General features: G+C 58.9%; 22 protein-coding genes and 1 tRNA gene. 21 read left to right on the forward strand and 2 right to left on the reverse strand.

Translation table 11 applies throughout. The features are described 5' to 3' along the window. Positions 1-266 precede the first annotated feature (266 nt). Positions 267-1,757 carry a transglycosylase SLT domain-containing protein gene (locus tag ABD720_RS03040; RefSeq protein ID WP_344761747.1) on the reverse strand — a complete coding sequence of 497 codons (1,491 nt, stop codon included), beginning with the start codon at positions 1,755-1,757 and terminating at the stop codon, positions 267-269. Positions 1,758-2,158: 401 nt separating this feature from the next. Continuing rightward, on the reverse strand, positions 2,159-2,938 hold the full coding sequence (gene gloB, locus ABD720_RS03045; RefSeq protein WP_344761748.1) for a hydroxyacylglutathione hydrolase: 780 nt from the start codon (positions 2,936-2,938) through the stop codon (positions 2,159-2,161). On the opposite strand from gloB, the gene ABD720_RS03050 reads away from it, so the two are divergent. From ABD720_RS03050 to ABD720_RS03150, 21 genes are all read left to right on the forward strand, one after another. Then, positions 2,937-3,707, forward strand: a complete 771-nt coding sequence (locus ABD720_RS03050) for a class I SAM-dependent methyltransferase (RefSeq protein WP_344761749.1) — start codon at positions 2,937-2,939, stop codon at positions 3,705-3,707. The genes gloB and ABD720_RS03050 overlap by 2 nt on opposite strands. A 2-nt stretch (positions 3,708-3,709) precedes the next feature. Continuing rightward, on the forward strand, positions 3,710-4,144 hold the full coding sequence (rnhA, locus tag ABD720_RS03055) for a ribonuclease HI (RefSeq protein WP_344761750.1): 435 nt from the start codon (positions 3,710-3,712) through the stop codon (positions 4,142-4,144). 46 nt (positions 4,145-4,190) lie between these two features. After that, entirely contained in the window at positions 4,191-4,898 is a 708-nt protein-coding gene (gene dnaQ / locus ABD720_RS03060) for a DNA polymerase III subunit epsilon (protein ID WP_344761751.1), read from the forward strand. A 55-nt stretch (positions 4,899-4,953) separates the two neighbouring features. Continuing rightward, positions 4,954-5,028 (forward strand) — tRNA-Val (locus ABD720_RS03065). Positions 5,029-5,392: 364 nt separating this feature from the next. Then, positions 5,393-5,866 carry a MarR family winged helix-turn-helix transcriptional regulator gene (locus ABD720_RS03070; RefSeq protein ID WP_344761752.1) on the forward strand — a complete coding sequence of 158 codons (474 nt, stop codon included), beginning with the start codon at positions 5,393-5,395 and terminating at the stop codon, positions 5,864-5,866. Between the two features lie 44 nt (positions 5,867-5,910). Then, complete coding sequence (locus tag ABD720_RS03075) at positions 5,911-7,422, forward strand: efflux transporter outer membrane subunit (RefSeq protein WP_344761753.1); 1,512 nt, start codon at positions 5,911-5,913, stop codon at positions 7,420-7,422. Further along, positions 7,419-8,723: an HlyD family secretion protein gene (locus ABD720_RS03080; protein ID WP_344761754.1), complete on the forward strand. Its 1,305-nt coding sequence runs from the start codon at positions 7,419-7,421 to the stop codon at positions 8,721-8,723. The genes ABD720_RS03075 and ABD720_RS03080 overlap by 4 nt, the downstream gene beginning before the upstream one ends. Before the next feature lie 45 nt (positions 8,724-8,768). Then, positions 8,769-10,322, forward strand: a complete 1,554-nt coding sequence (locus ABD720_RS03085; protein ID WP_344761755.1) for a DHA2 family efflux MFS transporter permease subunit — start codon at positions 8,769-8,771, stop codon at positions 10,320-10,322. An 89-nt stretch (positions 10,323-10,411) separates the two neighbouring features. Beyond that, on the forward strand, positions 10,412-10,870 hold the full coding sequence (locus ABD720_RS03090) for a ProQ/FINO family protein (protein ID WP_344761756.1): 459 nt from the start codon (positions 10,412-10,414) through the stop codon (positions 10,868-10,870). Between the two features lie 494 nt (positions 10,871-11,364). Next, positions 11,365-11,640 (forward strand): hypothetical protein, encoded by a 276-nt coding sequence (locus ABD720_RS03095; RefSeq protein ID WP_344761757.1) that lies wholly within the window; start codon positions 11,365-11,367, stop codon positions 11,638-11,640. A gap of 90 nt (positions 11,641-11,730) precedes the next feature. Beyond that, positions 11,731-12,735: a Flp pilus assembly protein CpaB gene (gene cpaB, locus ABD720_RS03100; RefSeq protein WP_344761758.1), complete on the forward strand. Its 1,005-nt coding sequence runs from the start codon at positions 11,731-11,733 to the stop codon at positions 12,733-12,735. A 105-nt stretch (positions 12,736-12,840) separates the two neighbouring features. Further along, on the forward strand, positions 12,841-14,793 hold the full coding sequence (locus ABD720_RS03105) for a type II and III secretion system protein family protein (protein WP_344761759.1): 1,953 nt from the start codon (positions 12,841-12,843) through the stop codon (positions 14,791-14,793). Between the two features lie 13 nt (positions 14,794-14,806). Further along, a complete protein-coding gene (locus tag ABD720_RS03110; protein WP_344761760.1) occupies positions 14,807-16,693 on the forward strand; it encodes a TadA family conjugal transfer-associated ATPase in 1,887 nt (628 codons plus the stop codon). Beyond that, entirely contained in the window at positions 16,690-17,550 is an 861-nt protein-coding gene (locus ABD720_RS03115; RefSeq protein ID WP_344761761.1) for a type II secretion system F family protein, read from the forward strand. Before ABD720_RS03110 ends, ABD720_RS03115 begins: the two co-directional genes overlap by 4 nt. Before the next feature lie 55 nt (positions 17,551-17,605). Continuing rightward, positions 17,606-18,562: a type II secretion system F family protein gene (locus tag ABD720_RS03120; protein WP_344761762.1), complete on the forward strand. Its 957-nt coding sequence runs from the start codon at positions 17,606-17,608 to the stop codon at positions 18,560-18,562. A gap of 47 nt (positions 18,563-18,609) precedes the next feature. After that, positions 18,610-19,461, forward strand: coding sequence for a TadE family protein (locus ABD720_RS03125; RefSeq protein WP_344761763.1), 852 nt, complete (start codon positions 18,610-18,612; stop codon positions 19,459-19,461). A gap of 821 nt (positions 19,462-20,282) precedes the next feature. Further along, positions 20,283-21,452, forward strand: coding sequence for a methyl-accepting chemotaxis protein (locus tag ABD720_RS03130; protein WP_344761764.1), 1,170 nt, complete (start codon positions 20,283-20,285; stop codon positions 21,450-21,452). Between the two features lie 72 nt (positions 21,453-21,524). After that, positions 21,525-21,902 (forward strand): response regulator, encoded by a 378-nt coding sequence (locus ABD720_RS03135; protein ID WP_344761765.1) that lies wholly within the window; start codon positions 21,525-21,527, stop codon positions 21,900-21,902. Positions 21,903-21,919: 17 nt separating this feature from the next. Then, positions 21,920-22,222 carry an STAS domain-containing protein gene (locus tag ABD720_RS03140; RefSeq protein ID WP_344761766.1) on the forward strand — a complete coding sequence of 101 codons (303 nt, stop codon included), beginning with the start codon at positions 21,920-21,922 and terminating at the stop codon, positions 22,220-22,222. Further along, entirely contained in the window at positions 22,219-24,435 is a 2,217-nt protein-coding gene (locus ABD720_RS03145; RefSeq protein WP_344761767.1) for a chemotaxis protein CheA, read from the forward strand. The genes ABD720_RS03140 and ABD720_RS03145 overlap by 4 nt, the downstream gene beginning before the upstream one ends. 54 nt (positions 24,436-24,489) lie before the next feature. Beyond that, entirely contained in the window at positions 24,490-26,571 is a 2,082-nt protein-coding gene (locus ABD720_RS03150) for a methyl-accepting chemotaxis protein (protein ID WP_344761768.1), read from the forward strand. Positions 26,572-26,582 lie beyond the last annotated feature (11 nt).

The following is a 26,582-nucleotide window of genomic DNA, read 5'->3' on the forward strand; positions in this document are numbered from 1 at the left end:
TCCTGGGGATTGATTGGCAATAAAGCGCCTGCGTTCCGGAGACAGCGCAGACGTATACCGGTCAATCGGGGTTATCGGGATCGTGCAGCCGGAGCCGACTTTCAAACTGAACGAGATTGTAGGGGTTCAGTGCAGTCGCGGCAAGCATTGGCAGGACCGGCGTCCGGCCGGCAAGTATTCAGTAGCGCTGCGACCTGTAACGGGTGCCGCAATCGGCAAACAGCTGCGGGTTGCGGTATATCGTGTCCGGTTCCGGTCGCAACGGTTTAACGAGCCGATGCGAGGATAGGGCCGTTTGGTTTTTTGCCTGTCTTGTTGCCTGACTTCGCGGATGCCTGCACGACTTTGCCGCGCGAGCTGGCTGCCGCCACCCGACGCGAGGCCGGAGCCGACTTTCTGGTGGCCAGACGATAGGGAACCTGTACGTGCAGGGATTGCCCGCTGGTCACCTTGTCATGGACCAGATCGTTCCAGCTTTTCACCTGCGCGACGGTCACCTTGTAGCGATGCGCGATCGACGCCAGGCTATCGCGTTTGCCCACGCGCACCGTGATGCGACGGGTATCCGGTACATCCGGTTCGATCGACATCACTGCGTGTTCGGTAGCGATATCGGTTTCGGGCGCTTTGGCCGTCTTCGGTACGAGTATCGTCGAGCCAGCTTTCAAGCGCATATTTGGCGGAATGTGGTTCACCTCGCGCAGCAGTTGCGGTTCGGTGTCGAATAATGCAGCGATCGCTTCGATGCGTTCGCGCTTGGTCACGACATGTGCCATCCAGGACGACAGCGGACGATTCCATTGCGCCAGATTGATCTTGAATTTTTCGGCATTTTGTTGCGGCAACAAGATCTTGGTGCTGGAGCTTCCGGTAATGACGGGGCGATTGAATTGCGGATTGAGCGCCTTGAATTCTTCCAGTGATAACTCGGCCAGCTGTGCTGCCACTTTCAGATCGATGTCGCGGGTCTTGCCGATGGTGACGAAGTAGGGCTGGTTATCCGCTTTTGGCAGGGTGATGCCAAAAGCGCCAGGTGTGGCGATGATGTTCTTGACGGCCTGCAGTTTGGGTACGTAATTGCGGGTTTCGACAGGCATCAACGGCGAGAGGCTGTTGAAGTCGATCGGCAATCCTGCCGCCTGATTTTTCTTGATCGCGCGCTGTACCGACCCTTCGCCCCAGTTATAGGCTGCCAGGGCGAGTTGCCAGTCACCGAACATGCCATGCAGTTTTTGCAGATAGGTCAGAGCGGCATCGGTGGACGCCAGCACATCGCGTCGCTCATCCTTGAACATGGTCTGTTTCAGGTTGAAGTCGAGCCCGGTCGACGGAATGAACTGCCACATGCCCGATGCCTTGGCGGATGAAAAGGCTTCCGGATTGAATGCAGATTCGATGAACGGCAGCAGCGCCAGTTCGGTGGGCATATCGCGCTTTTCGAGCTCCTGCAGAACATGGAACAGATAGCGTGATGCACGTACGGTGGTGCGCTGGATGTATTCGGGTCGTGCGCTGTACCAATTGGTCTGGCTGATGACCAGCGGGTTATCCAGGTCAGGGATGCCGAAGCCGTTGCGGATACGCCCCCAGACATCCAGTTCTTCCATGGTGATCACCTGCGTGGCAGGGTCGCTCGGATCGTAGGTGGAGTCGCTGAAAGCAGGGGAGATGGTGAGGTCGTTGGCGTGGGTCGCGAAGGGCGTGCCCAGTAATAAACATGCTGCGAAAGTAATGGCACGGAGTTTCATTTGCTGCATGGGTGGGTTCCTTTTTTTCGGACTCGGACTCGATGCAGCCGTGTCATCAAGATCATCGATTAGTGTACGTAAGTAACTTTTGTTGCGTCAAGAAAAGTTACAGAATAATTGGCGACTCCGGCGCTTGCTTTTCGCGTCGGAGTACTGTGTCCGTGCGCCATCCTCACTGACGAGGTTGGCAATCCATCCATAGACCGGGATTTGCAAAAAAGATTCGCCAGCGTTCAACTTTAATTTCTGACAAGCCCGCAAGCAGGTCGCATGCGAACGTCTCGCACGCGGCAACGTGCGACTACGTCGTTGCAGAAATTGACCGTGGCGCAGCGCCGGCCGCAAAGAATACAGGATAACGATGTCACTGCACGGGTCGTTGCGGCGGCAGATTTGACGTCGCTGCTGGTTCAGGCAAACGTGTTCTTCCAGGAGCGCAGCGCGGCGAACGCAGCAACGCCGGCATCACTATCGAGCCTTCCCGCATGTCGAAGGCGGCTGACTATCGTTGGTGAATGCGTTCTCAAGAACGGATTGGTTGCGCGCTCGATGGCAATGGTCGATGGCACGGTCGGTTGCCCGATATCGCGCTTTTTCTGCTCCGTGGCAATGCGGTCTATCAGTGCCGGGTTGTCCGGTTCGACTTCCAGCGCAAAGCGCAAGTTGGCCATCGTGTACTCATGCGCGCAGTACACCTCGGTCTGTCCCGGCAACGCTGCCAGTTTTTGCAGCGAGTCATTCAACTGCGTCGGGGTGCCTTCAAACAGGCGCCCGCAGCCACCGGCAAACAACGTGTCGCCACAAAACAGCCAATGCTGACGCGGCGCATGGAAGGCAATATGCCCGCGTGTGTGACCCGGCACATCCAGCACCTCCAGCGCAAGAGCGAGTTCAGGGAGCGACACGATATCGCCCTGTGAAAGCGGTTGCGTGACCACCGCAATACCGTCATTGGCAGGGCCGAAAACGGGCACCGATACATGGCGCAACAGCTCCGGAACACCACCAATATGGTCAGCGTGATGATGAGTCAGTAGAATAGCGACCAACGTTAAACCGTTGGCATCGAGCGCTTCAAGAACAGGTTTTGCATCACCCGGGTCCACCACGGCGGCATGCATTCCGTCATGAATTAACCATAAATAATTACTATCAAAAGCGGGAACCGCCAGAACACGTATCGTTGCCATGGATATGCCACCTTCAGAAAAAACCATTATAGCGCTCGGTTCCTGGCTCGATAGCGAAGCCGGGACCTACGTCCGCGCGTGGGAGCAGCAATGCCTCGACAGGTTGACAGCGGATATTTTTGGCTTCAATGCAATGCAAATTGGTTTGCCGCAAATGAATGCGCTGGGTGCCAATCGCATGCCCAACAAGTGGCTCGCCGATACCCATATCGACAGTGCATCAGAGTGGATACCGTCGGTTGCCATTGCACATGACCTGGGTGAATTGCCGTTTGCGTCCAAGAGTCTGGATCTGGTGGTGCTGCCCCACGTACTGGAGTTTTCACGTGAACCGCACCAGGTACTGCGTGAGGTCGAACGTGTCTTGCGGCCGGAAGGCCACTTGATTATTTGCGGCTTCAATCCGGCCAGCCTGTGGGGTGTTCGTCAAATGGCGGGGCGTCTGGTGGGTTCGGCTTTTTTGCCGCTGGACGGCGAATTCATCGGCATGCCACGCTTGAAAGATTGGCTCAAGCTACTGAGCATGGAGGTCGACCACGGACATTTCGGCTGTTATGCGCCAGCGTGCAAGACGACGCAGTGGCTTGAGCGGTTTTCGTTCCTGGAAAAAATCAGTGCGCAATGCTGGCCGTATCTCGGCGCTGTCTACATCGTGCATGCGATCAAACGCGTCAAGGGTGTGCGGCTGATCGGTCCCGCATGGCGCGAGCAAAAAGCCGGCGTCACGCAAGGCGTAGTCGTTACCAATAAAGTGCAAAAGAAAATATGACTATGGACAAAGTAGAGATTTATACCGATGGCGCCTGCAAGGGGAATCCCGGTCGTGGCGGCTGGGGTGCCTGGCTGGTTGCTGGCATCAATGAAAAAGAACTGTTTGGCGGCGAGCGGGATACCACCAACAACCGGATGGAACTCAAGGCCGTCATCGAAGCGCTGACGATATTGCGGCGTCCGTGTGACGTCATCGTGCATACCGACAGCCAGTATGTTCAAAAAGGCATTAGCGAATGGATACATGGCTGGAAAAAGCGTGGCTGGAAAACTGCCGCCCGCGAGCCGGTCAAGAATGTCGACCTGTGGCAAGCGCTCGACGCTGCCCAGCAGATGCATCAGATTCAGTGGCGCTGGGTACGCGGGCACTCCGGTCACGTCGGCAATGAGCGCGCCGATAGCCTGGCCAATCGCGGTGTCGAATCGATCAGGTAAAGTCACTCGCCCCCCTAATTCTTTCATTAAACGGTATCAGGAATTCATGCGACAAATCGTTCTGGACACGGAAACCACGGGTCTCAATCCACGCGCCGGTGATCGCATCATCGAAGTCGGCTGCGTCGAGCTGATCAACCGCCAGCTGACCGGCAGGAATTTTCATTGTTATATCAACCCCGAGCGCGACTCCGAAGACGGCGCACTGGCGGTGCATGGTTTGACGACCGAGTTCCTGAGCGACAAGCCAAAATTCGCCGAGATCGTTGCCGAGCTGCGCGATTACATCAGCGGCGCCGAAGTCATCATCCATAACGCGCCGTTCGACATCGGTTTTCTGGATGCCGAATTCAAGCGCCTGGACATCCCGCTATTCAATGCACAGGTCGGTGGCGTTATCGACACGTTGGTCCAGGCCAAAGAGATGCATCCCGGCAAGCGCAATTCACTGGATTCGTTGTGCGATCGTTATGGCGTATCGAACGCCCATCGCGCTTTGCACGGCGCCTTGCTGGATGCAGAGTTGCTGGCGGAAGTCTATCTTGCCATGACACGGGGACAGAACAGCCTGAGCATGGATCTGGGCGACGACGATGATGCGCAGAACCCGGATGTCGAGCTTGAACTGGTGCCGTTGGCCGAAATCATCCTGCTGCCTGCCAGCGATGACGAGCTTGCTGAACATGAAGCGGCATTGAATAGTCTGGACAAGGAAATGCGTGGCACCTCGCTCTGGCGCACGGCTGTAAATTGATTGCGCGCGAAGATAGCGTTTGTCGCCGTTTTCGTGCAATAATTCGGGCCGAAACGGGCGGTTAGCTCAGGGGTAGAGCACTGCCTTCACACGGCAGGGGTCGCAGGTTCGAAACCCGCACCGCCCACCATTTTCGTATGGTCCTGACCACCGATCGGTTGTCTAATAGATTCGGCCGTCGGACGCGATCCGCTGCTCCGGCGACATCAATTCCCCCTACAAAATTTCGACGACTTGCTTTTGCTCAGGCCGACATTGCGTGATTTTTTCATCGCAAACCATGCCGGTCATCATGTTCGTCGTCTGTCATCCTGGCGCGCAACGGCATTGTGTCGAACCAGGAGCCGCCGAAACCTGCATTGCCTTGAGCATCCCTCTCCACGGACCGTTGTTCTGGCATTGTCATATTTTGTTAATGGCGACAAAGCCAGCACACACATAATCGTTAACTCGCGTATATTGCTTGCCTGGTCAATCAATAATCGTCAGGCATCGTGAGCGCATCCGAGAATCTCCCACCGTACTTCGTTGAAGAAAGCGTCGGCTATCTGCTGGGGCGCGTGCGCGCACAACTGGCAAAGTCGATCGATGAGGCATTGTCGGCGCATGGCATTACGCATGCCCAGGGCGGCATCCTGCTGATGTTGATGTCCGGGCGTTTCGATACCGCGTCGCAGCTGGCACGTGAGTTATATATCGACGCGGCAGCGATGACGCGCATGGTTGACCGTTTGGTCAAGCGGGATCTGGTGGTTCGCCTGCAGAGCGGTGTGGACCGGCGCTCGCTGATGTTGCAGCTGACGGTAGCCGGAAAAACGCTGGCCGGGCAGCTGCCAGAAATCTATATCGCGGCACGCGAGCGCAACTTTGCCGGCCTGAGTGCCGAGGAACTGGGATTCCTGAAATCGTTGCTGAGACGCATACTGGTCAATGGCGAGGCGGCAGAGCCAGTCAGCGCATCTTCCTGAAATCCACTTGAAAACCCTTTGCCTGAGCAAACAATAAAAATACCATGAAGCATTTACTCATTGCATCCCCGCCCGGCGTCGCCATCAAAGCCGTCATGGGTACGCTGCTGGTGTCCGCGATGATGTCTGGTTGCGTCAGCTCCGGCGATATCCGCAGTACGGCGCAAACCCGTTCCGGCACCGAATTCGCCACTGCCCGCAGCTTGCCTGCACAAGGTGGCACATGGCCTGCGATGGACTGGCCCACGCAGCTTGGCGGCACGGCGCTGCAGGCATTGGTCGACGAGGCGCTGGCAGGCAATCCCGGTCTGCAAGTCGCCGCGGCGCGCATCAATGCTGCGCAGGCGCTGGCCGACGCCACCCGCGGCGCGGCCGGACCGACGGTCGGCGGCAGTTTCACCAGTACCTACCAGCGCTACACCGAGAATGGCATCATCCCGCCGCCACTGGCTGGTGCGGTGCGTTCGGATAATCAGTTGGCGGCGAGTTTTTCGTATGACCTCGATTTCTGGGGCCGCCACGCCGCAGAATTGCGGGCCGTTCTGGCGCAGGGCAACGTGGCCGAGGCCGAGCAATACAGTGCGCGACTGACGCTGGCCTCTGCCGTCGCGCATGGCTGGATGATGCTGCATCGCCAGACGCAACAGCTCGACATGATCGAGCAGCAGCACGCCGTGCGCCGCAAACTCAATGACCTGACCCTGCGCCGGATTGCCGCCGGGCTGGACAACCAGAGCGACAACCAGATCGGTCAGCTGCAGCTAGACAACCTGCGCACCGAGCAGGCGCAATGGCAGGAAGCGCTGGCGCTGACCCGCAATCAGCTGGCTGCCTTGCTGGGCAAGGGGCCCGACCGTGGTCTGACGATAGACCGTCCGCTGCCAGCGGCTAACGTCGACATGGCGTTGCCGGACGCGCTGCCGCTGGAATTGCTGGGCCGCCGGCCCGATATCGTGGCCGCACGCTGGCATGTCGAAGCGTTGCAGGGAGAAATCGACACGGCCCGCACCGAGTTCTATCCGAACGTGAACCTGACTGCGTTTGCCGGTCTGTCCAGCCTGGGTTTGTCGAACCTGATCAATAGCGGCAGCACGATCGCCGGTATCGGTCCGGCGATTCGCCTGCCGATTTTTGAAAGCGGCGTGTTGCGGGCGCGGCTCAAGGGCAAGGTCGCGGCCTACGACATGGCTGTTGCCACCTACAACCAGACGCTGACCGAGGCGCTGCGTGATGTCGCCGACCAGGTCCAGTCACTGCGTGGTGCCGCGCGCCAGCGTGATTTGCAGCAAAGCGCCGTACGGGCGGCGTCCCGGTCGCTGCGTTTGTCGGAGCAGCGCCAGCGGGTCGGTACTGCCAATCTGTTGCAGGTGCTGGCATCCGAAGCCAATTTGCTGCAGCAGCAACGCATCGAACTTGACGTACGCATGCGCATGGCCGACCTGCAGGTTGGTTTGGTCAAGGCACTCGGCGGCGGCTTCGATGCCGGCGCGGCCGGGCTGGTTGCTCCGGTAAAAACTTCTTCCGTAATTTCACTTCCTGTCAAAGCCGCATCATGAATCCACCCGAGAACGTGTCAAACCCGGCTCCTCAACCGGTTCCCCAGGCGGCCGCACCTGCTGCACCGGCGGCACCCGCTGCAGCCGTAAAACCTGCCAGCGGCAAGCGTCGCGTGCTGCTGCTCATCACGACGGTGGTGCTGGTGCTGCTATTGATCGCCTATGGCATCTGGTGGGTGATCTTTGCACGCCACTTCGAAAGTACCGATGACGCCTACGTCGCAGGAAATGTGGTGCAGGTCACGCCGCAGGTCAGTGGCACCGTCATCGCCATCAATGCCGACGATACCGAACTGGTGGAGGCCGGCAAACCGCTGATCGTGCTCGATGCCGCCGATGCCAATGTCGCGCTCGACCAGGCCACGGCGCAACTCGCGCAGGCAGTACGCGAAGTGCGTACGCTGTTCGTCAACAATGGCACTCTCAATGCCAATGTCACCCTGCGCAATAGCGATCTGGATCGCGCCCGCGCCGATCTGGCACGCCGGCAGGAGCTGATCGGGTCCGGCGCCGTGTCGAAAGAAGAACTCGAACATGCCCGTACCGCACTGCAAAGCGCCGAGTCCGCCGTGGCCGCCACGCGCGAACAGCTGGCATCGAATCGCGTGCTGACCGACCATACCTCGGTGGCGCAGCACCCGAGCGTGCTGCGTGCCGCCGGCCAGGTGCAGGCGGCCTATCTGGCAGCCAGCCGCACCACGCTGCCGGCGCCGATCACCGGTTACATCGCTAAACGCTCGGTTCAGGTTGGCCAGCGTGTGGCGGCCGGCGCGCCACTGTTGTCGATCGTGCCGCTCAATCGCCTGTGGGTCGATGCCAATTTCAAAGAAGTTCAGATCGCCTCGATGCGCATCGGCCAGCCGGTGACGCTGCATTCCGACCTGTACGGCTCGGACGTGACCTATCACGGCAAGGTCACCGGGCTGGCAGCCGGTACAGGCGCCGCGTTTGCGCTGCTGCCGACGCAAAATGCCAGTGGCAACTGGATCAAGGTGGTTCAGCGCGTGCCGGTGCGCATCATGCTCGATCCGAAAGAGCTGGAAGCCCAACCGTTGCGCATTGGTGTCTCGATGCAGGTCAAGGTCGATATTGCCGACGCGGCCGGCACTTCACTGACGTCGAATGCGGCGGCGCGTACTGCGCCGCGCACTTCGCCGGTATATCAGACCATGGCGTTTGATACCGCAGGCAAGGATGCCAGCGAGCTGATCAGCCGCATCATTCGCGAGAACAGCGGGAGTGACACCGGTGCCGGCACTGGCAGCGCAGGGACCAAAAAAATCGTCAACGCGACCCATTGATCTGCGTCCGATGAATTACCGACTCAGATTTCACGGACGACGACCATGACCGCACCAGCCCGACCTGCTTTACAACCACTACAAGGCGGACAGCTCGTGCTCGGCACGATGGCGTTGTCGCTGGCGGTGTTCATGAATGTGCTCGATTCGTCGATCGCCAACGTGTCGATTCCGGCCATTTCCGGCGACATGGGCGTGTCGCCGCAACAGGGCACCTGGGTCATCACGTCGTTCGCGGTGGCCAATGCCATTTCGGTGCCGCTGACTGGCTGGCTGACGATGCGTATCGGTCAGGTCAAGCTGTTCGTCACCTCGATCCTGCTCTTCGTGATGGCCTCGTTCCTGTGCGGCATGGCGCCCAGCATCGAGATGCTGATCGCTGCGCGCGTGCTGCAGGGCGCTGTCGCCGGGCCGATGATTCCGTTGTCGCAGGCGCTATTGTTATCGAGTTATCCGCCCGCCAAAAGCGGCATGGCGCTGGCCTTCTGGGGCATGACCACGCTGGTGGCGCCTATTATGGGGCCCTTGCTGGGTGGCTGGATTTCTGACAACTACACGTGGCCGTGGATCTTTTATATCAATATCCCGATCGGCATTTTTACCGCGTGGGCGACATGGTCGATTTATCACAAGCGTGAAACCGCAATCCGAAAACTGCCGATCGACAAGGTCGGGCTGGTGCTGCTGGTGCTGTGGGTAGGCTGCCTGCAACTGATGCTCGACAAGGGCAAGGAACTCGACTGGTTCAACTCCGGCGAGATCATCCTGCTGGGCGCCGTGGCGGTCGTGTCCTTCATCTACTTCATCATCTGGGAGCTCGGTGACGATCATCCGGTGGTGGACCTGTCACTGTTCAAGGGCCGCAATTTCAGCGGTGGCGTGATCGCCATTTCGGTCGCCTACGGCTTGTTCTTCGGCAGCCTGGTCATTCTGCCGCTGTGGCTGCAAACCCAGATTGCGTATACCGCCACCGAGGCCGGCAAGGTCATGGCGCCGGTCGGCATCTTTGCCATCCTGCTGTCGCCACTGGTCGGCAAGTTGCTGCCGAAAATCGATGCGCGCTGGGTGGCGACGGGGGCGTTCCTGATCTTTTCGCTGGTGTTTTACATGCGGGCGCAATTCACGCCGGACGTCGACACGATGACGCTGATGATCCCGACCATCATCCAGGGTGCGGCGATGGCGATGTTCTTCATTCCGCTCACCGCGATCATTTTGTCCGGCCAGCCGCCCGACAAGATTCCGGCCGCAGCCGGCCTGTCGAACTTCGTGCGGATCATGTTCGGTGGCATCGGCACCTCGGTCACCTCGACGCTGTGGGACAGCCGCACCGCGCTGCACCACGCGCAGCTGGCAGAGCACACCAGTGCGCAGGCCCCGGCATTTGCCCAGGCCGTGCAGGGATTGACCGCCCAGGGGCTGACGGAGCAGGGCGCCTATGCCGTGATCGAACGGACCATGAGCGTGCAGGCCAGCACCATGGCAGCTACCGATATTTTCTGGATATCCTCGATCCTGTTCCTGGCACTGATCGGCCTGGTCTGGATGACCAAACCGTCGCGCTCGGCTCTGCCGGCCGATGCCGGTGGGGCGCATTGATGGTCGTCATGCCGCAACAACCGCAAAGCCTGATGGCGGCATGCTATCCTCGGTTTTCTTTTATCTTCTGTCTGCGTACAATTTTCTGAATGACTTCCCCGACTCCTGCCCCTGCCCCTGCCCCTGCCCCTGCCCCCAATCCTGTTCAGGCCGCCCGCGTCCTGCTGAAAGAACTCCAGCAAACTTTCCCGGCCTTTCGTGATTGCCTGCCGCTGGCAATCGGCATCGACAAACAGCTGATTGCACGCCAGCCCGAATTGCCGCGCAAGATTTTGCGCATCGCCCTCGGCCAGCACACCAATTCGCTGCGGTATCTGAAGTCGGTTGAAAAAGCCAGCAACCGCTTTGATCTCGACGGCCAGCCCGGCGAGGCGCTCACCGACGAACATCGGCTGCGCGCATCCACGCTGCTCAAAGAACGCTTCAAGAAAGAGGCGGATCAGCGCAAGGCAGCGCGGGCCAAGGAAGAAGAAGCACGCCTGAGCGCCGAAGCCGACCGGTTACATGCTGAAAAATTGAGCATGCTTGCGGCCAAGTTCGCCAAGTAATTGTTGTTGAACAGGTGCCGGTGCAATGCCGGTGCCTGTTGTGTCTGTCACTCTTCAGGATAGCTCTGCCCGGCGCTGGTCGTCGCTGCCGCCCCGCTTCCGGCATATCGATGCGGCAATTTCTATCCTGGTATTACCTACCCGTTTTTTGCTCCCATCCTCCCTGACTACTGCAGCTTGTTTGCCACACTATTTTGCTGCCAAGGCCGAGTCAATTTTGACTCGGGTAAATGGGCCCGGGTGATTGCCATCGTTTCAGCAAATGCAGCAACCTGTGCCTGAAGGGTGTCGGCACACGGTGTCCGTTATGCCCATCCTGATGTTGCTAAATTAAAATTCAAATGGCGGAATTAAAAATCCATTTGCATGCCATTTCCCGCTTTGCGTACCCATGAGCAGCTTTGCAACTTCAATATTAAATTAGTAAGAGTTGGTAAATAAGTTAGGTAATGTGACAACTTCTTTTCGACCTTAATTTGACCAGGAGTTATTACATGAAGCTGAAACAATCGTTCGGTATGACCAAAAATTCCGGGCAAGGTATGACCGAATATATCGTGATCGTCGCGCTGGTCGCCATTGCCGCCATTGCGGTGTATCAGTTTTTTGGGCAGACCATTCGTAGTCAGACGTCGGGGATTGCCCTCGAGCTTGCCGGTAAAAAGTCCGATGGGGCGATTACACAGGCGGGAGTAGCAGCTGATGCGACTACCGCGGAGACCACGACGAAGAAAGGGTTGTCTGCCTATAGCAATGACGCTTCACGCTAATAACTTTGCATCGACCCTCCTTCCCCTAGCATCCAAATTGCCACGTCACCACAGCATATTTGACCGCCAAACCAGTCCAACCTGTCGACCATGAAATTTCCTTCCCCCGGCGCACTGAGGCCCAATAAAACCTGGGTCATCCTCGGTATCGCCTTGTCCATTGGCGTACTTGCCGCACTGGCCGCACGCAGTTTCCTGAGCGACCGGATCGCCAGCATCGAAGCCCGGGGGAAGGGTCCTACCGTTGCCGTCGTGGTCGCCAAACGCGATATGCCAAAAGGCACCTTGCTGACGGCGGACAACGTTGCAGTGCGTCCTGTTCCCCAGGAATTTGCCCATTCGGTTGCCGTATTGCCGACCCAGTTCGACCGTATCGAAGGCCAGAGCATTGCCTATCCGCTGAAAGCTGGCGAGACCATCATGTGGGGCTTGATGGAGAGCAAAAAAGTCCCGACGTTTTCTGCCCGGGTCGAAGCCGGACATCGCGCAATGACCGTCCCGGTCGACGAGATCAATTCGATCTCCGGTCTGCTCGAACCGGGCGACAGCATCGACCTGATGGTGACGGTCGACCATAGCGGAAAAAAAATCACTTTCCCGTTATTGCAATCAGTCCTGGTCATGGCGACTGGCCAGCGCGCTGCCGATGACCCGCAAACCGGCGAGCGGCGCAATTTCACCACCGTCACGCTCGACACCACGCCGGAGCAGGCACAGAACGTGATCGTCGCCCGCGAAGCCGGCAAAATCACCGCGCTGCTGCGCAATCCGTCCGACCGCAAACCGATGGCAGGTACGCGTGCCGACATGGCCGCGTTGCTTGGACTCGGGCGTTCCGGACCACGCAATGAGCGCGACATTCCCGTGTTGTACGGCGGCAGTATCGCCAAGCTTCCGCCGGAAGCGCTGCGCTTGGAGCCGCGGACCAGAGCGGACGTCAATCCGCTGCTTGATCCGATGCAGGCCGGACGCGATACGCTGAAAAAAATGCAGCAGGACGCGCCGCTGGTTGCGTCAGCAAAACCGCCTCCTCTGTCTTCGCCTGCACCGCTATCTTCGTCTGTACCTTCTTCTGTATCTTCGTCCAAACCCTGACCGATAGCCCGGTCGGATAATTTTTCCTAACCATTTTTCAACCAATCAAGACCCGCCAGCATTCACTACTGACGCCCTGAATAAAACCAAAAGTAGATATTTGAAATGACCAATTCTAAATATACGAATGCGGCAACGCGCACTACGTACAAAACCGGTAACCCGTCCTGTCGCGCCAAGAGCAAGGAAATCGTCACGTTTTCGAGGAGAAAAATTTGTGCCGGCATCCTCAGTGTGTGTGCCGGTCTGACGCTGCTGCAAGTGCACGCGCAGAGTGTCGGACCGACACGCAGTGGTGCCATGCCGGTCCCGGTCACCGGTGGCGCGGCAGCCATGCGCCCGAGTGCTGCGCCCGCAGGTCGTCCGCCTTCCGATGCGGCACCGATATCTGCCGCGAAGTCGTCAGACGGCCCCGCTGATCGGGTCATGCCATATACATCGGAACCGCAGCGCAATACCCTCGCATCGGACCCTTTGCGCAACGGCTTTGCGCCGGAACTGAAGCCCACTGTACGCCGAGTCCAGGCCAGCAAACGTCCTTACGCGCCAATCGCTGCGCAGAACGACCAGGGTCAGATCCCGGAAATTGAAATGTTCGTCGGCGAGTCCCGTGTTTTTCCGACCCCCGGCGTGGCCCGCATCGCGGTCGGGAACGGCCAGATCATGTCGGCGGCTGCGCTCGACGAAAAAGAAGTCATCGTCTTTGCCAATGGCGTCGGTACTTCGTCGCTGTTTGTCTGGAATGCAGATGGACGTTACCAGCGCGTCAAGGTCAGTATCGTGCCGGGCGACACCTCGCGCATTGCGCGCGAAGTGGCGGCCTTCCTCAAAACCATGCTCAATGCCCGGACCTCCATCGTCGGCGACAAGGTCATCGTCGAAGGCGACAACCTGTCCGACGGCGACCTCGCCAAAGTCGAACAACTCGAAAAGCGCTATCCGCAAATCATCAATTTCACCAACCGTTTAGGTTGGGAGCCTATGGTCATGCTGGACGTGAAAGTGGTCGAATTCCCGGTCAATGAACTGCGCGAGATCGGCTTGAAGTGGGGCAGTGTCGGCGGTGCGGCGATCGGCGCCATCTGGTCGCCCGGACGGCGCGGTACCGATGGTCCGTATCAGATCAATATCCAGAGTGCCCAGTCCGCACCGGCACCAATCACCAATCCGGGTGGCGCCGGTGCTGCCGCTGGCGTGGTCCTGCCCAGCGGGCTGAACGTGCTGAGCGCACTCAATCTTGGCCTGAATGCGCAGCTCAATTTGCTGGCGCAGGAAGGCAAGGCCAGTTTGCTGGCGCAACCGCAATTGTCGGCACGCAGCGGCACCAAGGCCAGCTTTCTTGCCGGTGGCGAATTTCCGTACACGGTGGCGACCAATAACGGCGTGACTGTCCAGTTCAAACCCTACGGCATCAAGCTCGATATCCTGCCTAAGGTAGATCGCAACGGTGTCGTGCGCGCCACCATCGAAACCGAAGTCAGCAAGATCGATGCCTCCATCAGCAGTCTTGCCGGACCGGCACTCCAAACGCGCAAGACCAACACCGAATTCAATGTCAGGGCAGGTGAAACCATCGTCCTGGCCGGCATGCTGCAGGTCGATAACAGCACCAGTATCGACAAGGTGCCGTTGCTGGGCGATATCCCCATCCTCGGGGCCTTGTTCCGCTCGAAACGCTTCGAGAACAAGGAAACCGAACTGGTGGTGTTCGTCACGCCGACGGTGGTCGATAGCCGCACTCCGGCGCTGATGGACCGGGTCGAGCGCGCGACAGGTCAACTGCAAAATAATCTGGGCAAGTCGCCCTATCTGGAGATTCCGGCCAGCCTCGGTCCGCAGTCCCAGTACGTGATGCCAGCGACCGAGAATCGTAGTGCGCAAACGCCTGCGCCGGTTTCGCCGGTGCTGTGCGAGCGCGAGCCCTGCCTGCCATTTCCGAGGTCCGGATCGGCTACATTGCAGCGCAATGCAACGTCGGTGACGGGAATCAACCTCGTGACTGAGCAGGCGTCATCCACCCAACCGTCAACCACGCCGTCTGGCGTGTCGCGCGACTGATCCCGGAGCGACCATGCTGCATATCGAGATCATCGCTGCCGATGGCACCAGCAAATTCGTCGATGTACCGAACGACTGCGGGATCGGTAAATCCCGTCGCAATGAAGTGCGTCTGGATAGCTGGCGCATCGCGCAGGATCACGCCCGATTGATGATCACGCCATCCGGTGTGGTGATCCAGAATCTCGGAACGTTTGGTGGCGTGACCATCAACGGCGAGCGCATCGAGGTGCATGGCGGACCGCTACAGCCGCGCGATACCATTGGCATCGGTCCGTACCGGTTGCATGTGCGGCAGGTCAGCGACCTGAAGGATTTTTCCGATGACACCGACGGCATGCAGCAAAGTGGCGATACGCAATTTGCGCGTGTGGTTTCCGACGTTGCGGCCAGTGCCGACAGCCACCGTCCTGCCAGCAACGCGACGCCTCCGGGCGGCGGCATGCTGCGCTCGCGCGAGCATGTTGCGGGGAGTCCTTCGATACCGGCCAACCGACAGACGCCGTTATCACCAGCAGCATCAGCGCCAGCACCAACATCAACCCGCTCAGTCAGCAATGCCGTCGTCGTAATGCCCGCCAATCCGGCTCTGCGCGAACTGGAATTCGAATGGCGTCGTCGCCTCCATACCGAACTGCTGCAGACCATGGACCTGCGCCGCCATGACGTCTCCAGCATGTCCGATCATCAGCTACGCACCGATACCGGCACCCTGATCCGGCAAATCCTGTTGCTGCGCGAAAGCGAGATACCGGTCGAACTCAATCGTGCGTTGCTGTGCCAGCAAGTGCTCAATGAGGCGGTCGGACTTGGCCCGCTGGAAGAGCTGCTGGAGGACGACAGCGTCAGTGAAATCATGGTCAATCGCTACGATGAAATTTACGTCGAACGCAGCGGTCGCCTGCACAAGCATCCGCTGGTCTTTACCGGCGAGCGCGCAGTGCTGGGCGTGATCGAACGCATCGTCGCGCCGCTCGGACGGCGCATCGATGAATCTTCGCCGATGGTCGATGCACGTCTGAAAGACGGCTCCCGCGTCAATGCCATCATTGCTCCGCTCGCGCTCAAGGGTGCCACGCTGACGATCCGCAAATTCGCCAAACGCAAACTGTCTGCCGACGATCTCGTCGAGGCCGGTTCGCTCAGCCCTGCGATGGCCGACTTCCTGCGCGTTTGCGTGGCGGCGCGCAAGAACATCGTGGTCTCGGGCGGTACCGGTTCGGGCAAGACCACGCTGCTCAATATCCTGTCGAACTTCATCCCCGGCCACGAGCGCGTCATCACGGTCGAGGATGCCGCCGAGCTCAAGCTGCACCACGAGCACCTGATCAGCCTCGAAGCACGTCCGGCCAACGTGGAAGGCAAGGGCGCCGTCTCGATTCGTGAACTGGTGCGCAACACCTTGCGTATGCGACCCGACCGCATCGTGGTGGGCGAGTGCCGTGGCGCCGAAGCGCTCGACATGCTGCAGGCGATGAATACCGGCCACGAAGGCTCGCTCACGACCCTGCACGCGAACACGCCACGCGACGGCCTGGCGCGACTCGAAACCATGGTCCTGATGGCTGGCATGGATTTGCCACTGGTCGCCATCCGCGAGCAGATCAGCTCGGCGGTCGACATTCTGGTACAGCAGAATCGCTTTGCCTGCGGTACCCGGATGGTCACCAGCATCACCGAAATCACCGGCATGGAAAGCGGCAAGATCCAGCTGCAGGAGCTGTTCCGTTTTGCCAGTCAGGGCTATGACGGGGCAACCGGCAAGGTACGTGGCTGCTTTACGGGGTGCGATCTGGTGCCGGAGTTTTATGAAGAACTGCGCGCATCCGGTGTCGCACCGGACATGACAATTTTCAAGTCGGCCAATGTGCTCGCGGCGGCACCGAAAGACCTGTCATGAATTCCACCGCACTGGTGATCGGCTTCAGCCTGACCATATTTCTGGCAGTTGGCTTGCTCAGCTGGGTGCTGATCGAGCTGGGCGGATCGACGATGCAACGTTATCGCGCCAGCTTCACGGACCGGACCCGCTTTCAGGCGCAGGAATTTTTTCTGTTCATCGATCCGGCCAAGCTGTTCATTGCCAACCTGGCCATCATGATGCTCGGTGCGGTGCTGGCATGGATTGCTACCGGCAGCGCGCTGCTGGCATTGCCGGTATTTTTCGGTCTGGCGCTGCTGCCGCGACTGGCGTATCGCTGGATGCGACAGCGCCGTTTGCGCCAGTTCGACGAGCAACTGCCAGACGCCTTGCTGATGCTGTCGGGCGGCTTGCGCGCCGGGATCGGATTGAACGCCGCCACACAACAATTGGTCGCCGAATCCCAGCCGCCGCTGGCGCAGGAGTTTTCGTTACTGCTGCGTGAGCAGCGTCTCGGGGTCACGCTGGAACAAAGCCTGTCCAACCTCAGTCGCCGTATTCCGACTGCGACCACGACGCTGGTGGTGTCGGCGATGCGGATCGCCGCCGAAACCGGTGGTGGCCTGGCCGAAACCCTGGAGCGCACGTCGCATACGGTACGCAGTCGCTTGCAAATGGAAGGCAAGATCGTGGCACTGACCGCGCAGGGAAAATTGCAGGCGTGGGTGGTCGGCATGTTGCCGATCGGGCTGATGATGGTGCTCAACAAGATGGAGCCGGTGGCAATGAGCCATTTATGGAATAGCCGTATCGGCTGGGCCACCTTGGCAGTGATCGCGTTTCTTGAAATTATGGGCGTGGTCCTGATCCGCAAAATCGTGGCGATCGACGTCTGATGGGCGCCGTTTTATCTGCCGTGCTGTCCGTCCTGATATCAGCGAGTGCTGCGCGATGAGCGCGTCGTCATCGGACCTGATCATCTTGCTGCTGGCGCTGGGCGTCGGATTGGCAACCGCGCTGATCGGCTGGCTATTGAGCCGTTCGGTGGCCGACGTGCCTCCCGAAAATCGCGACTACAAAGACCCGCCACCCATCGGATTCAGGTTGATCTGGTGGCCCATACAATGGGTAAGCCACTTCCTCGAAAGACATCCGCTGCGAGACATCGAGAAGGGTAGCGAGACGCGCAACGACAAGCGCAACGAGCAACGACTGCTGCGCCTGCGCCGTGCCGGCCTCGATTACATGATCAGCCCGGCCCAGTTCACGGCAGCTCGGCTGTTAAGTGCCGGCTTTCTTGGCCTGGTCTGCTACTGGGTGCTGGGTTCGTTTGCGCAGATGCGAGCGGATCAGGCTCCGTTCGGAATCTACGCTTACGCCCAGATGGTCCTGGTCGGGATGCTGATCGGCTGGGTAATGCCGCTGATCTGGCTGCACGACCGCATCGCGCAGCGCAAGCGCGAACTGCTCAAAAGCCTGCCGTTCTATCTCGACATCATCACGCTCTGCGTGGAGGCCGGATTGAACATGCAGGGGGCATTGAACCAGGCGGTCGACAAGGGGCCGCCAGGTGTGTTCCACGACGAATGCCAGCGCGTACTGCGCGACATCCGTGCCGGCAAAGGGCGTGCCGATGCATTGCGCGCCATGGCAGAGCGGATGCGCGAACCCGGTATCACCAGCTTCATCGCGTCCGTCATTCAGGCGGAAAGCATGGGCATGAACCTCGGACCGGTCCTGCGGGCGCAGGCCGATCAGCGCCGTACCGAGCGATTTTTGCGGGCCGAAAAAAAGGCGCTGGAAGCGCCCGTCAAATTGCTGCTGCCGCTGATCGCCTTTATTTTTCCCTGCACCTTCATCGTTTTGTTCTTCCCGATCGTGATGCAGTTCCTGCATGCGGGATTGTGATGGTGGTGCCATGCAAGTTCAGCAGTGCACGCCAACGCGGCGCCAGCATGATCGAATTTGCGGTTGCCGGGCCGCTCATCACGTTGCTGGGGCTTGCCATGCTCCAATACGGGATGCTGTATTTCGCCCGCAATGAATTCAATCAGGCCGCCTTCAGTGCGGCGCGCGCTGGTGCGGTAGCCCATGCCAGTCTGGACAAAGTGCAGCAAGCCTATATCGCGGCACTCGTGCCGATGCACGGTGGCGGCCAGACTGCCGCGGCACTAGCCACGGCACGCATCCGTGCCAGCGATGCGGTTACCGGCAGCAATTTGTCGGGCCAGAATCCGCAGGGTGGTTACGCGCGCATCACGTTGCTCAACCCAACCAAAGAGAGTTTTTCGGACTGGAATAGCCCCGAACTGCAGCGCTCCATCGGCGCCGGCAGCCGAGTGATCCCCAATACCGGGCTGGCCTTCAGGCGCTCCGTCGTCAAAACGGATTCCGGCCAGAGTATTCAGGATGCCAACCGGATCAAGTTACGTATCGTGCACGGCTATCAGCCGAAGATTGCGCTCATGGGGATACTGTTCAATCGCTATCTGGCGTCCGTCGATACCAGAACCGATCCCGTCCAGACCGACTTGCTGGCGAAAGGACTGATACCGGTCGTCTCCAGCGTGGTGCTCGACATGCAGTCAGATGCGATCGAACGCCTGACGGTTTCCAGTCCGGGTGGCGGTAATTCGGGTTCGCCGATCGCTTCTGCCCCTGTTCCTCCGCGCAACGCGCCCGACTGTATCTCGGCAGACCGACCTGCAAGCTGTCTTCCAGCCGGGTGCACACCTGGCGACATCCAGTGCGACCCCATCTGCAATTCTCCCGATTTATGTTGCATGCCCAGTCAACTGCCGCAGTGATGGTGTAGTGGAATACTGCGGGCTCATTTTATGGTGCGCTGAATCGACGGGTTGCTTATGCCTTAAGAACACGTCTCCCTGGCCGTTGAATAATGAAAGTCATCTGGCGTTCGATGGCGCTGCCTTTGCGATGCTGCGGTGATTTTTATCCTCATCCATTTCAAAATTCACGATTAATAGCCATGAATAGTTGGTTATTTATAGCAACTAAAAGTATTAATCGGAAGTTTTATCGAGCTGTTAAAAAAATACAACGGTAGTGTTTTTATACTGACTAAAACTTCAGTCGTTTTGAATTAATCCTGTCGGTAACTTTAATAAATAAAGTAATGGTATTTATTGCGATGCAGTACCTGAGATTTACTATGGCGGTAAAGCAATCTGTTGTTTCGCGCATCCCGTTCATGCTGCATTCGGCAAACGCGCCGATCTCTTTCCCTATAGACAAACCGTCAAAGTCGATGTTTTTAAGTCATTTTTAAAATCGGCATTTTCAATGAAATATAATGAAATTTGAGTTAAACAACAAAATCGTCTTCTTGTTTTTGGTTTCCTCAGGCTATATGATTACTCAAGAGAAACAGTAGCTAACAATCCATCAACGCGATGCTGGTAGTTAATCGTTTATTACTCGGGCCGTGCATTTTTATGATGACGTTTTAGCCCGATTAAAATTTACTTGCTGTGGTTGATAGAAATCTGCAAATGTTCGCATTACTATTGCAAACACCGGACGGGATCGAATAAAGCGCTTTTTTCTGGTAAAGCCCAATTAAGTTGGCTTCGCTGTTCAGCAATAAAACGCTCATGGACATTCACCAATGCACAGCGCCGATACCTCTGTCACTACAAGAAAAGTACCGTCTCCGATCCTGATTTATGGTTTGTCATCGCTGGCTGTACTGTTCGCTTGTCTGCCGCTATTGCAGCAAGCCGGCATGTGGCAAATCATTGCTGCCGTAGGTGTCGCGCTGGTCTCGCTCGGTATTTGCTGGTGTGTCTCCGGACTCGCGAACACGTCCACCGACGCTAGCGCCACGCTGCAACAGGACGCCGACACTGCGTCCCGGCTCAGGCAACTTGCCTGCGCGATCACGCCGGTCTGGCAGCGCCACGTGATCTCGGTCAAGACCCAGACTGAAGAAGCAGTAGTGCAACTGATCGATAGTTTTTCGTCGATCGTGACCCAGTTCGACAAGGCCGGCTTTGGTGCTGATGCCCGCTCGGGCGCTGCGGTATCGGGTAATTCCACCATCAATCTGCTGACCCTGTGCGAACGCGAACTGACGCCGGTAATCGCTTCACTGGAGCACGTGATCGAGAGCAAGGACACGCTCATGACCAGTGTCCAGACCCTGGCCAAGGAAACCCATCAGTTACGCGACATGGCCGAGCAGGTCGGCGTGATCGCCGCACAAACCAATTTGCTGGCAATTAACGCCGCCATCGAAGCTGCCCGCGCCGGCACCGCAGGGCGCGGTTTTGCGGTGGTGGCGAGCGAAGTACGCAAGCTGTCGCTGATGTCGGCCGAGACCGGCAAAAGCATCGGCGACCGGGTACGCCGGATTGGCGTCATCACCGAGCAAACCTTGCAGGGCGCGGCCAGTGCGGCAGACGGCGACTCGAAAGCCATCATGCTGGTTGGCAGCGTGGTCAAGAACGTGCTGGATCACGTCCGGGTGCTTGGCGACTCCGCCGAAGGCATGCGCAGCCAGGGCACGATCATCCGCAACGATGTCGAAAATCTGCTGGTGGCGCTGCAATACCAGGACCGGATTTCCCAGATTCTTTCCGTACTCGACGACGACATGCTGCGCATGCATGACGCGGTTGCCGACGAACGCGCCGCCTTGCCGACCCCCGAAGAATGGATGGCGGTGCTCGACAGTACCTACACGATGGAAGAAGAGCGGCAGCAGCATGCGCCGGCGGCTCGCAAGCAGGTGCAGGGACCGGTTGCCAGTGCCGACGACGACGTCACTTTTTTCTAGCCAGCGTTGCAGGTGGTAGCTGGTCACCCAGTAGTCCGTTTTTCAGACCGTTTTTTGTGAGGGAAGCAGCAAATGGCAAAGACGATATTGATAGTTGATGACTCGATCAGTCTGCGCAAGGTGGTATCGATTGCGCTCACTGGTGCCGGCTACGAGGTCATCGAGGCCGGTGACGGTGTTGAGGCACTGGCAAGACTGGACGGGCTCGCGGGCAAGAAAGTCCACCTGATCATCAGCGATGTCAACATGCCCCGGATGGGCGGCATCGAGTTCGTTCGCAAGGTCAAGACCAACCCGGCCTACAAATTCACACCGGTCATCATGCTCACCACCGAAGGTCAGGATGACATGAAAGAGCAGGGCCGCGCGGCCGGTGCCAAGGCGTGGATCATCAAACCATTCAATCCGCCGCAGATGCTCAATGCGGTGACCAAACTGATTCTTCCCTGACCCGACGGAGGCCATCGATGCGCCAGGACACCATCGTGATCGCAGGGGAACTGACGATCTATCAGGTTGCCGATATCCGGCTGCAGATGCAGCAGGTGTTGAACGGCGTTGACGGTAGCGACGCGATCGCGCTCGACCTGGGCAACGTGTCCGAATGCGACGGCGCCGGCCTGCAACTGCTGCTGGTGTTTGCCCGGGCGGTCACGGCATTGGGCAGTGCGGTGGTACTGACAGCGGCATCCGCCGTCATCAACGATCTGCTCGCGGAATATGGTCTTGCAGACCGTTTCGTGTGCCAACCTGCGGGAGGTGCTGCATGAGCGAAGAAAGCGGCATGTACGACGAGGCGCTGACGCTGTTTTTTGATGAAGCGCGCGAAATGGTGCAGCAGATCGAAGATGCACTGCTGTCGATGGAGCAGGACCCGGCCAACCACGAAACCATCAATGCGCTGTTTCGTGCAGCCCATACGGTCAAGGGATCGGCCGGCATTTTCAATCTGAACCGGGTGGTCAGGTTCACGCATGAGGTCGAGAGCGTGCTCGATCGCGTCCGCAACGATGACCTCATGATCGACGCCGCACTGAGCGACTGTCTGTTTCGCAGTTGCGACATGATGGCCGCCCTGCTGGCCGAAGCCGAACAGCGTATCGATGCGCCTGAAGCGATGGCACAGCTGGATCAGGAGGCGGATGTGCTGAAGGCGCAATTGAGTACCTATCTGGTCAGTGCGACAGCCCCATCAGTATCCGGACAAGCCACCGCCACTGCCACCCCAGCGCAGCCAGTCACGACCGGCATCTGGCACATTTCGCTGCGCTTCGGCGAGGATGCCTTTCGCAACGGCTTCGATCCGCTGACCATCATTCACTATCTCAAATCGATCGGACAGATCGTGGCGATTGCCACCATCGACCACGATCTGCCGGACTGGGCGCAGTGCGATCCCGAGTCCTGCCATCTGGGTTTTGAAATCGACCTGCAATCGAACGCTGCATTGGCCGACATCGAAGGTGCGTTCGAGTTCGTCCGTGACGATTGCGTCATCCACATCATTTCGCCGGCGCGCAGCCTGCCGGATTTCGTGGCGCTGATTCATGCGCTGCCCGACGAGCGGCGCCTCGGCGACATTCTGGTCGATAGCGGCGCCGTCACGCGCGCGGCGCTCGACGCGGCGCTGTCGTTACAAGCCGGCGAGAGCCCGGTGAATGCCGATCCGGCAACCGAACTGGCCCGTCTGCCGCTAGGCAAAATCCTGATTGCGCAGAACCAGGTGGCAGCCGACGTCGTCGATGCCGCGCTGCTGAAGCAGGCCAGCGCGCGCGACAAACCGCGTGAGCCGCGCAACGACGATGCCCGCTTTGTGCGGGTGCCGGCCGACAAGCTCGATGAACTGATCAACCTGGTCGGTGAACTGGTAATTTGCGGTTCCAGCGCCAGCTTGCAGGCACTGGATTTGCGCGATGCCGGCCTGATCGGCACCACCCAGCAAATGAGTGGACTGGTCGAAGAAATTCGCAACGGCGCGCTGTCGCTGCGCATGGTGCAGATCGGCGAAACCTTTGCGCGCTACCGGCGCGTGGTGCGCGATGTCTCCGGCGAACTCGGCAAACAGGTTCAGCTCGATATCGAGGGTGCAGAGACCGAACTCGACAAATCGGTGGTCGAAAAAATCGGTGACCCGCTGATGCATCTGGTGCGCAATGCGCTCGATCACGGTATCGAAATGCCCGACGTGCGACTGGCTGCCGGCAAGCCTGCCGCTGGCACGATCCGCCTCTCGGCACAGCACGATTCCGGCAATATCCTCATCCGCGTGACCGATGACGGGCGCGGGCTGGATGGCGAGGTATTGCTGGCCAAAGCGCGGGAACGTGGCCTGGTGGCACCCGGTCAGGTCCTGTCCGAGGTCGACAAGCTCAACCTGATTTTTGCACCGGGATTCTCGACTGCCGAAAAAGTCACCAATCTGTCCGGGCGCGGCGTTGGCATGGATGTGGTGCGCAAGAATATCGAAGCCTTGCGTGGCACCGTCAGCCTCAGCAGCAAGCCGGGCGCAGGCACGCTGATTGAAATCCGCCTGCCGCTGACGCTGGCCATCATCGATGGTTTTCTGGTCAGGATCGGCACCAGCTCGTTCATCATCCCGTTGCATGCCGTGGTCGAATGTATCGACGCGGATGAATCGCGCCTGCAACTGCATCACGGCGCGGCTGGCCGTATCGATTTGCGCGGCGGCGTGTTGCCGTTCCTGGATTTGCGCTCGGTGTTTTCGGTAACGGGCGCGCAATCGGCCAAGCGCAGCATCGTCGTCGTGCAAAGCGAAAATGGTCGCTCCGGTTTGCTGGTCGACCAGTTGCTGGGCGAGTACCAGACCGTCATCAAGCCGCTCGGAAAATTGTTCCAGAACCTGCGCGGCATCAGTGGGTCGACCGTGCTGGGTTCGGGCGAGGTGGCCCTGATCCTGGATGTCGGGGCATTGATGAAGCTGGCTGCGGAACAGAAGTATGACGACGCACTGGTCAGGATGTAGGGCGGTATCGGGTTCGCGTTATTGGTGGTTCAAGAAGTCAACAGAGGGGACGAGATGTTCAAACGATTCGGTGTGGCAGAAAAAACAGGCGTGGCGATTGCGTTACTGGTCTTGATCGGCCTGGCGCCAGCGTTCATGGGACCGGGTCCGGCGACGCCTGGCTTGCCGCAACTGGTGTTTCTGGTGGCGGGAGCGGCGCTATGGATCTGGTTGATCGGCGCCCAGCGCGACGAACTGAAGCCCACGGTGCAGGTCGCACAGGCACTCGGCAAAGGTGATTTCTCCAGTGCTGCGCTGGCTGGCGGCGAGGATGGCATCGGCATGCTGGGAACGGCCCTGAATGACCTGAGCCAGTCCATGAAGCGGCTGGTTACCGGTCAGCAGACGATGGCGAAAAAACATGCCGAAGGCTGGATCGATGATCAGATCGACACCTCCGCACTACCTGGAAATCTGAAGGAAATCGCCGACGGTATCAACCATCTGGTGCGCTCCCACATCGACGTCAAGATGCAGATCGTCGACATCGTTACTGCTTACGCAAAAAACGATTTTTCGCGCGACATGGAACGCCTGCCCGGTAAAAAAGCCACCATCACCGCCGCCATCGACGGGGTCCGTGACCAGTTGCGCCAGGCGCAGATCGATCTGGTCAACAATACCCGCATCAAGCAGGCGCTCGACAAGTGCTCGACCTCGGTCATGATTGCCAATGTTGACGGCAACATCGTCTACATGAACGAGTCCGTCACCAGCATGATGGCTAACGCCGAGAGCGACATCCGCAAGGACCTGCCGCAGTTCCGTGTCAGCGAGATCGTCGGTGGCAGCTTCGACCGCTTCCACAAAAATCCGGCGCACCAGCGCAACATGCTGGGCGGACTGCGCAGCACCTACCATACCCAGATCAAGGTCGGCGGTCGCACCATGGCGCTGATCGCCAGTCCGATTCTCAGTGCCACCGCAGAACGCATCGGTACCGTGGTCGAGTGGAAAGACCGTACTGCCGAAGTCTCGGTCGAAGGCGAAATCGCCAACGTGGTCGATGGCGCCGCGCTGGGCAACTTCACGAACCGTATCGATGCGTCCGGCAAGGAAGGGTTTTTTGCCTTGCTGGCCAATGGCATGAACAAGCTGATGGATACCAGTGAAGTCGGTCTCAATGAAGTCGTGCGCATGCTCAAGGCACTCTCGACCGGCGATCTGTCGCAGCGCATCACACGTGACTACGCCGGTACCTTTGGCGAACTCAAGGAATACTCGAATACCACCAGCGAACAGCTGGCCAGCATCATCAGCGATGTCCGCAACGCCGCCGATGCCCTGACCTCGGCCTCCGAACAGGTCAGCTCGACCGCGCAAAGCCTGTCGCAGTCGGCCTCCGAGCAAGCGTCGGGCGTCGAGCGCACCAGTAGTTCGGTCGAACAGATGTCTGCCTCGGTGGCACAAAATACCGAGAACGCCAGGGTCACCGACGGTATCGCCTCGACCTCGGCGAAAGAAGCGGTCGAAGGCGGCGATGCCGTCACGCGCACCGCCAACGCCATGAAACAGATCGCTGCAAAAATCGGCATCATCGACGACATCGCCTATCAGACCAACCTGCTGGCACTGAATGCCGCCATTGAAGCGGCCCGTGCCGGCGAGCATGGCAAGGGGTTTGCCGTCGTCGCGGCCGAAGTGCGCAAGCTGGCCGAGCGCAGCCAGGTTGCGTCGAAAGAAATCGGCGAGCTGGCCAGTACCAGCGTGACCATGTCCGAACGCGCCGGCAAACTGCTCGACGCGATGATCCCGTCGATCCGCAAGACCTCGGATCTGGTACAGGAAATCACGGCGGCCTCTGAAGAGCAGACCACCGGCCTGTCGCAAATCAGCACCGCCATGAGCCAGCTGAACCAGGCCACGCAGCAAAACGCGTCGGCCTCCGAAGAGCTGGCAGCGACTTCCGAAGAAATGTCCGGCCAGGCCGAGCAACTGCAGCAACTGATGGAATTTTTTCAGGTCGCCAACACCGCCAAGGAGCGTCCGATGAAAGAACCGCTGCGCAAGCTCAGCGCCAGCAGTAGCAGTAGCAGCAGCGGCGGCGGTCGCAAAGCCGCAGCATTGATCGATGAGTCGCACTTCAAACGCTTCTGACCACGGAGGCG

Source organism: Actimicrobium antarcticum (assembly GCF_039536745.1).
Classification (GTDB): Bacteria; Pseudomonadota; Gammaproteobacteria; order Burkholderiales; family Burkholderiaceae_D; genus Actimicrobium; species Actimicrobium antarcticum.

Bases quoted from the DNA above. Each gene is read 5' to 3' on its own strand.
- ABD720_RS03090 (WP_344761756.1), top strand. From the start codon at position 10,412: ATGACTTCCCCGACTCCTGCCCCTGCCCCTGCCCCTGCCCCTGCCCCC.
- ABD720_RS03085 (WP_344761755.1), top strand. From the start codon at position 8,769: ATGACCGCACCAGCCCGACCTGCTTTACAACCACTACAAGGCGGACAG.
- ABD720_RS03140 (WP_344761766.1), top strand. From the start codon at position 21,920: ATGCGCCAGGACACCATCGTGATCGCAGGGGAACTGACGATCTATCAG.
- ABD720_RS03120 (WP_344761762.1), top strand. From the start codon at position 17,606: ATGAGCGCGTCGTCATCGGACCTGATCATCTTGCTGCTGGCGCTGGGC.
- gloB (WP_344761748.1), bottom strand. From the start codon at position 2,938: ATGGCAACGATACGTGTTCTGGCGGTTCCCGCTTTTGATAGTAATTAT.
- ABD720_RS03095 (WP_344761757.1), top strand. From the start codon at position 11,365: ATGAAGCTGAAACAATCGTTCGGTATGACCAAAAATTCCGGGCAAGGT.
- rnhA (WP_344761750.1), top strand. From the start codon at position 3,710: ATGGACAAAGTAGAGATTTATACCGATGGCGCCTGCAAGGGGAATCCC.
- ABD720_RS03150 (WP_344761768.1), top strand. From the start codon at position 24,490: ATGTTCAAACGATTCGGTGTGGCAGAAAAAACAGGCGTGGCGATTGCG.
- dnaQ (WP_344761751.1), top strand. From the start codon at position 4,191: ATGCGACAAATCGTTCTGGACACGGAAACCACGGGTCTCAATCCACGC.
- ABD720_RS03135 (WP_344761765.1), top strand. From the start codon at position 21,525: ATGGCAAAGACGATATTGATAGTTGATGACTCGATCAGTCTGCGCAAG.
- ABD720_RS03110 (WP_344761760.1), top strand. From the start codon at position 14,807: ATGCTGCATATCGAGATCATCGCTGCCGATGGCACCAGCAAATTCGTC.
- ABD720_RS03080 (WP_344761754.1), top strand. From the start codon at position 7,419: ATGAATCCACCCGAGAACGTGTCAAACCCGGCTCCTCAACCGGTTCCC.
- ABD720_RS03115 (WP_344761761.1), top strand. From the start codon at position 16,690: ATGAATTCCACCGCACTGGTGATCGGCTTCAGCCTGACCATATTTCTG.
- ABD720_RS03050 (WP_344761749.1), top strand. From the start codon at position 2,937: ATGGATATGCCACCTTCAGAAAAAACCATTATAGCGCTCGGTTCCTGG.
- ABD720_RS03145 (WP_344761767.1), top strand. From the start codon at position 22,219: ATGAGCGAAGAAAGCGGCATGTACGACGAGGCGCTGACGCTGTTTTTT.
- ABD720_RS03040 (WP_344761747.1), bottom strand. From the start codon at position 1,757: ATGCAGCAAATGAAACTCCGTGCCATTACTTTCGCAGCATGTTTATTA.
- ABD720_RS03075 (WP_344761753.1), top strand. From the start codon at position 5,911: ATGAAGCATTTACTCATTGCATCCCCGCCCGGCGTCGCCATCAAAGCC.
- ABD720_RS03125 (WP_344761763.1), top strand. From the start codon at position 18,610: ATGATCGAATTTGCGGTTGCCGGGCCGCTCATCACGTTGCTGGGGCTT.
- ABD720_RS03105 (WP_344761759.1), top strand. From the start codon at position 12,841: ATGACCAATTCTAAATATACGAATGCGGCAACGCGCACTACGTACAAA.
- ABD720_RS03130 (WP_344761764.1), top strand. From the start codon at position 20,283: ATGCACAGCGCCGATACCTCTGTCACTACAAGAAAAGTACCGTCTCCG.
- cpaB (WP_344761758.1), top strand. From the start codon at position 11,731: ATGAAATTTCCTTCCCCCGGCGCACTGAGGCCCAATAAAACCTGGGTC.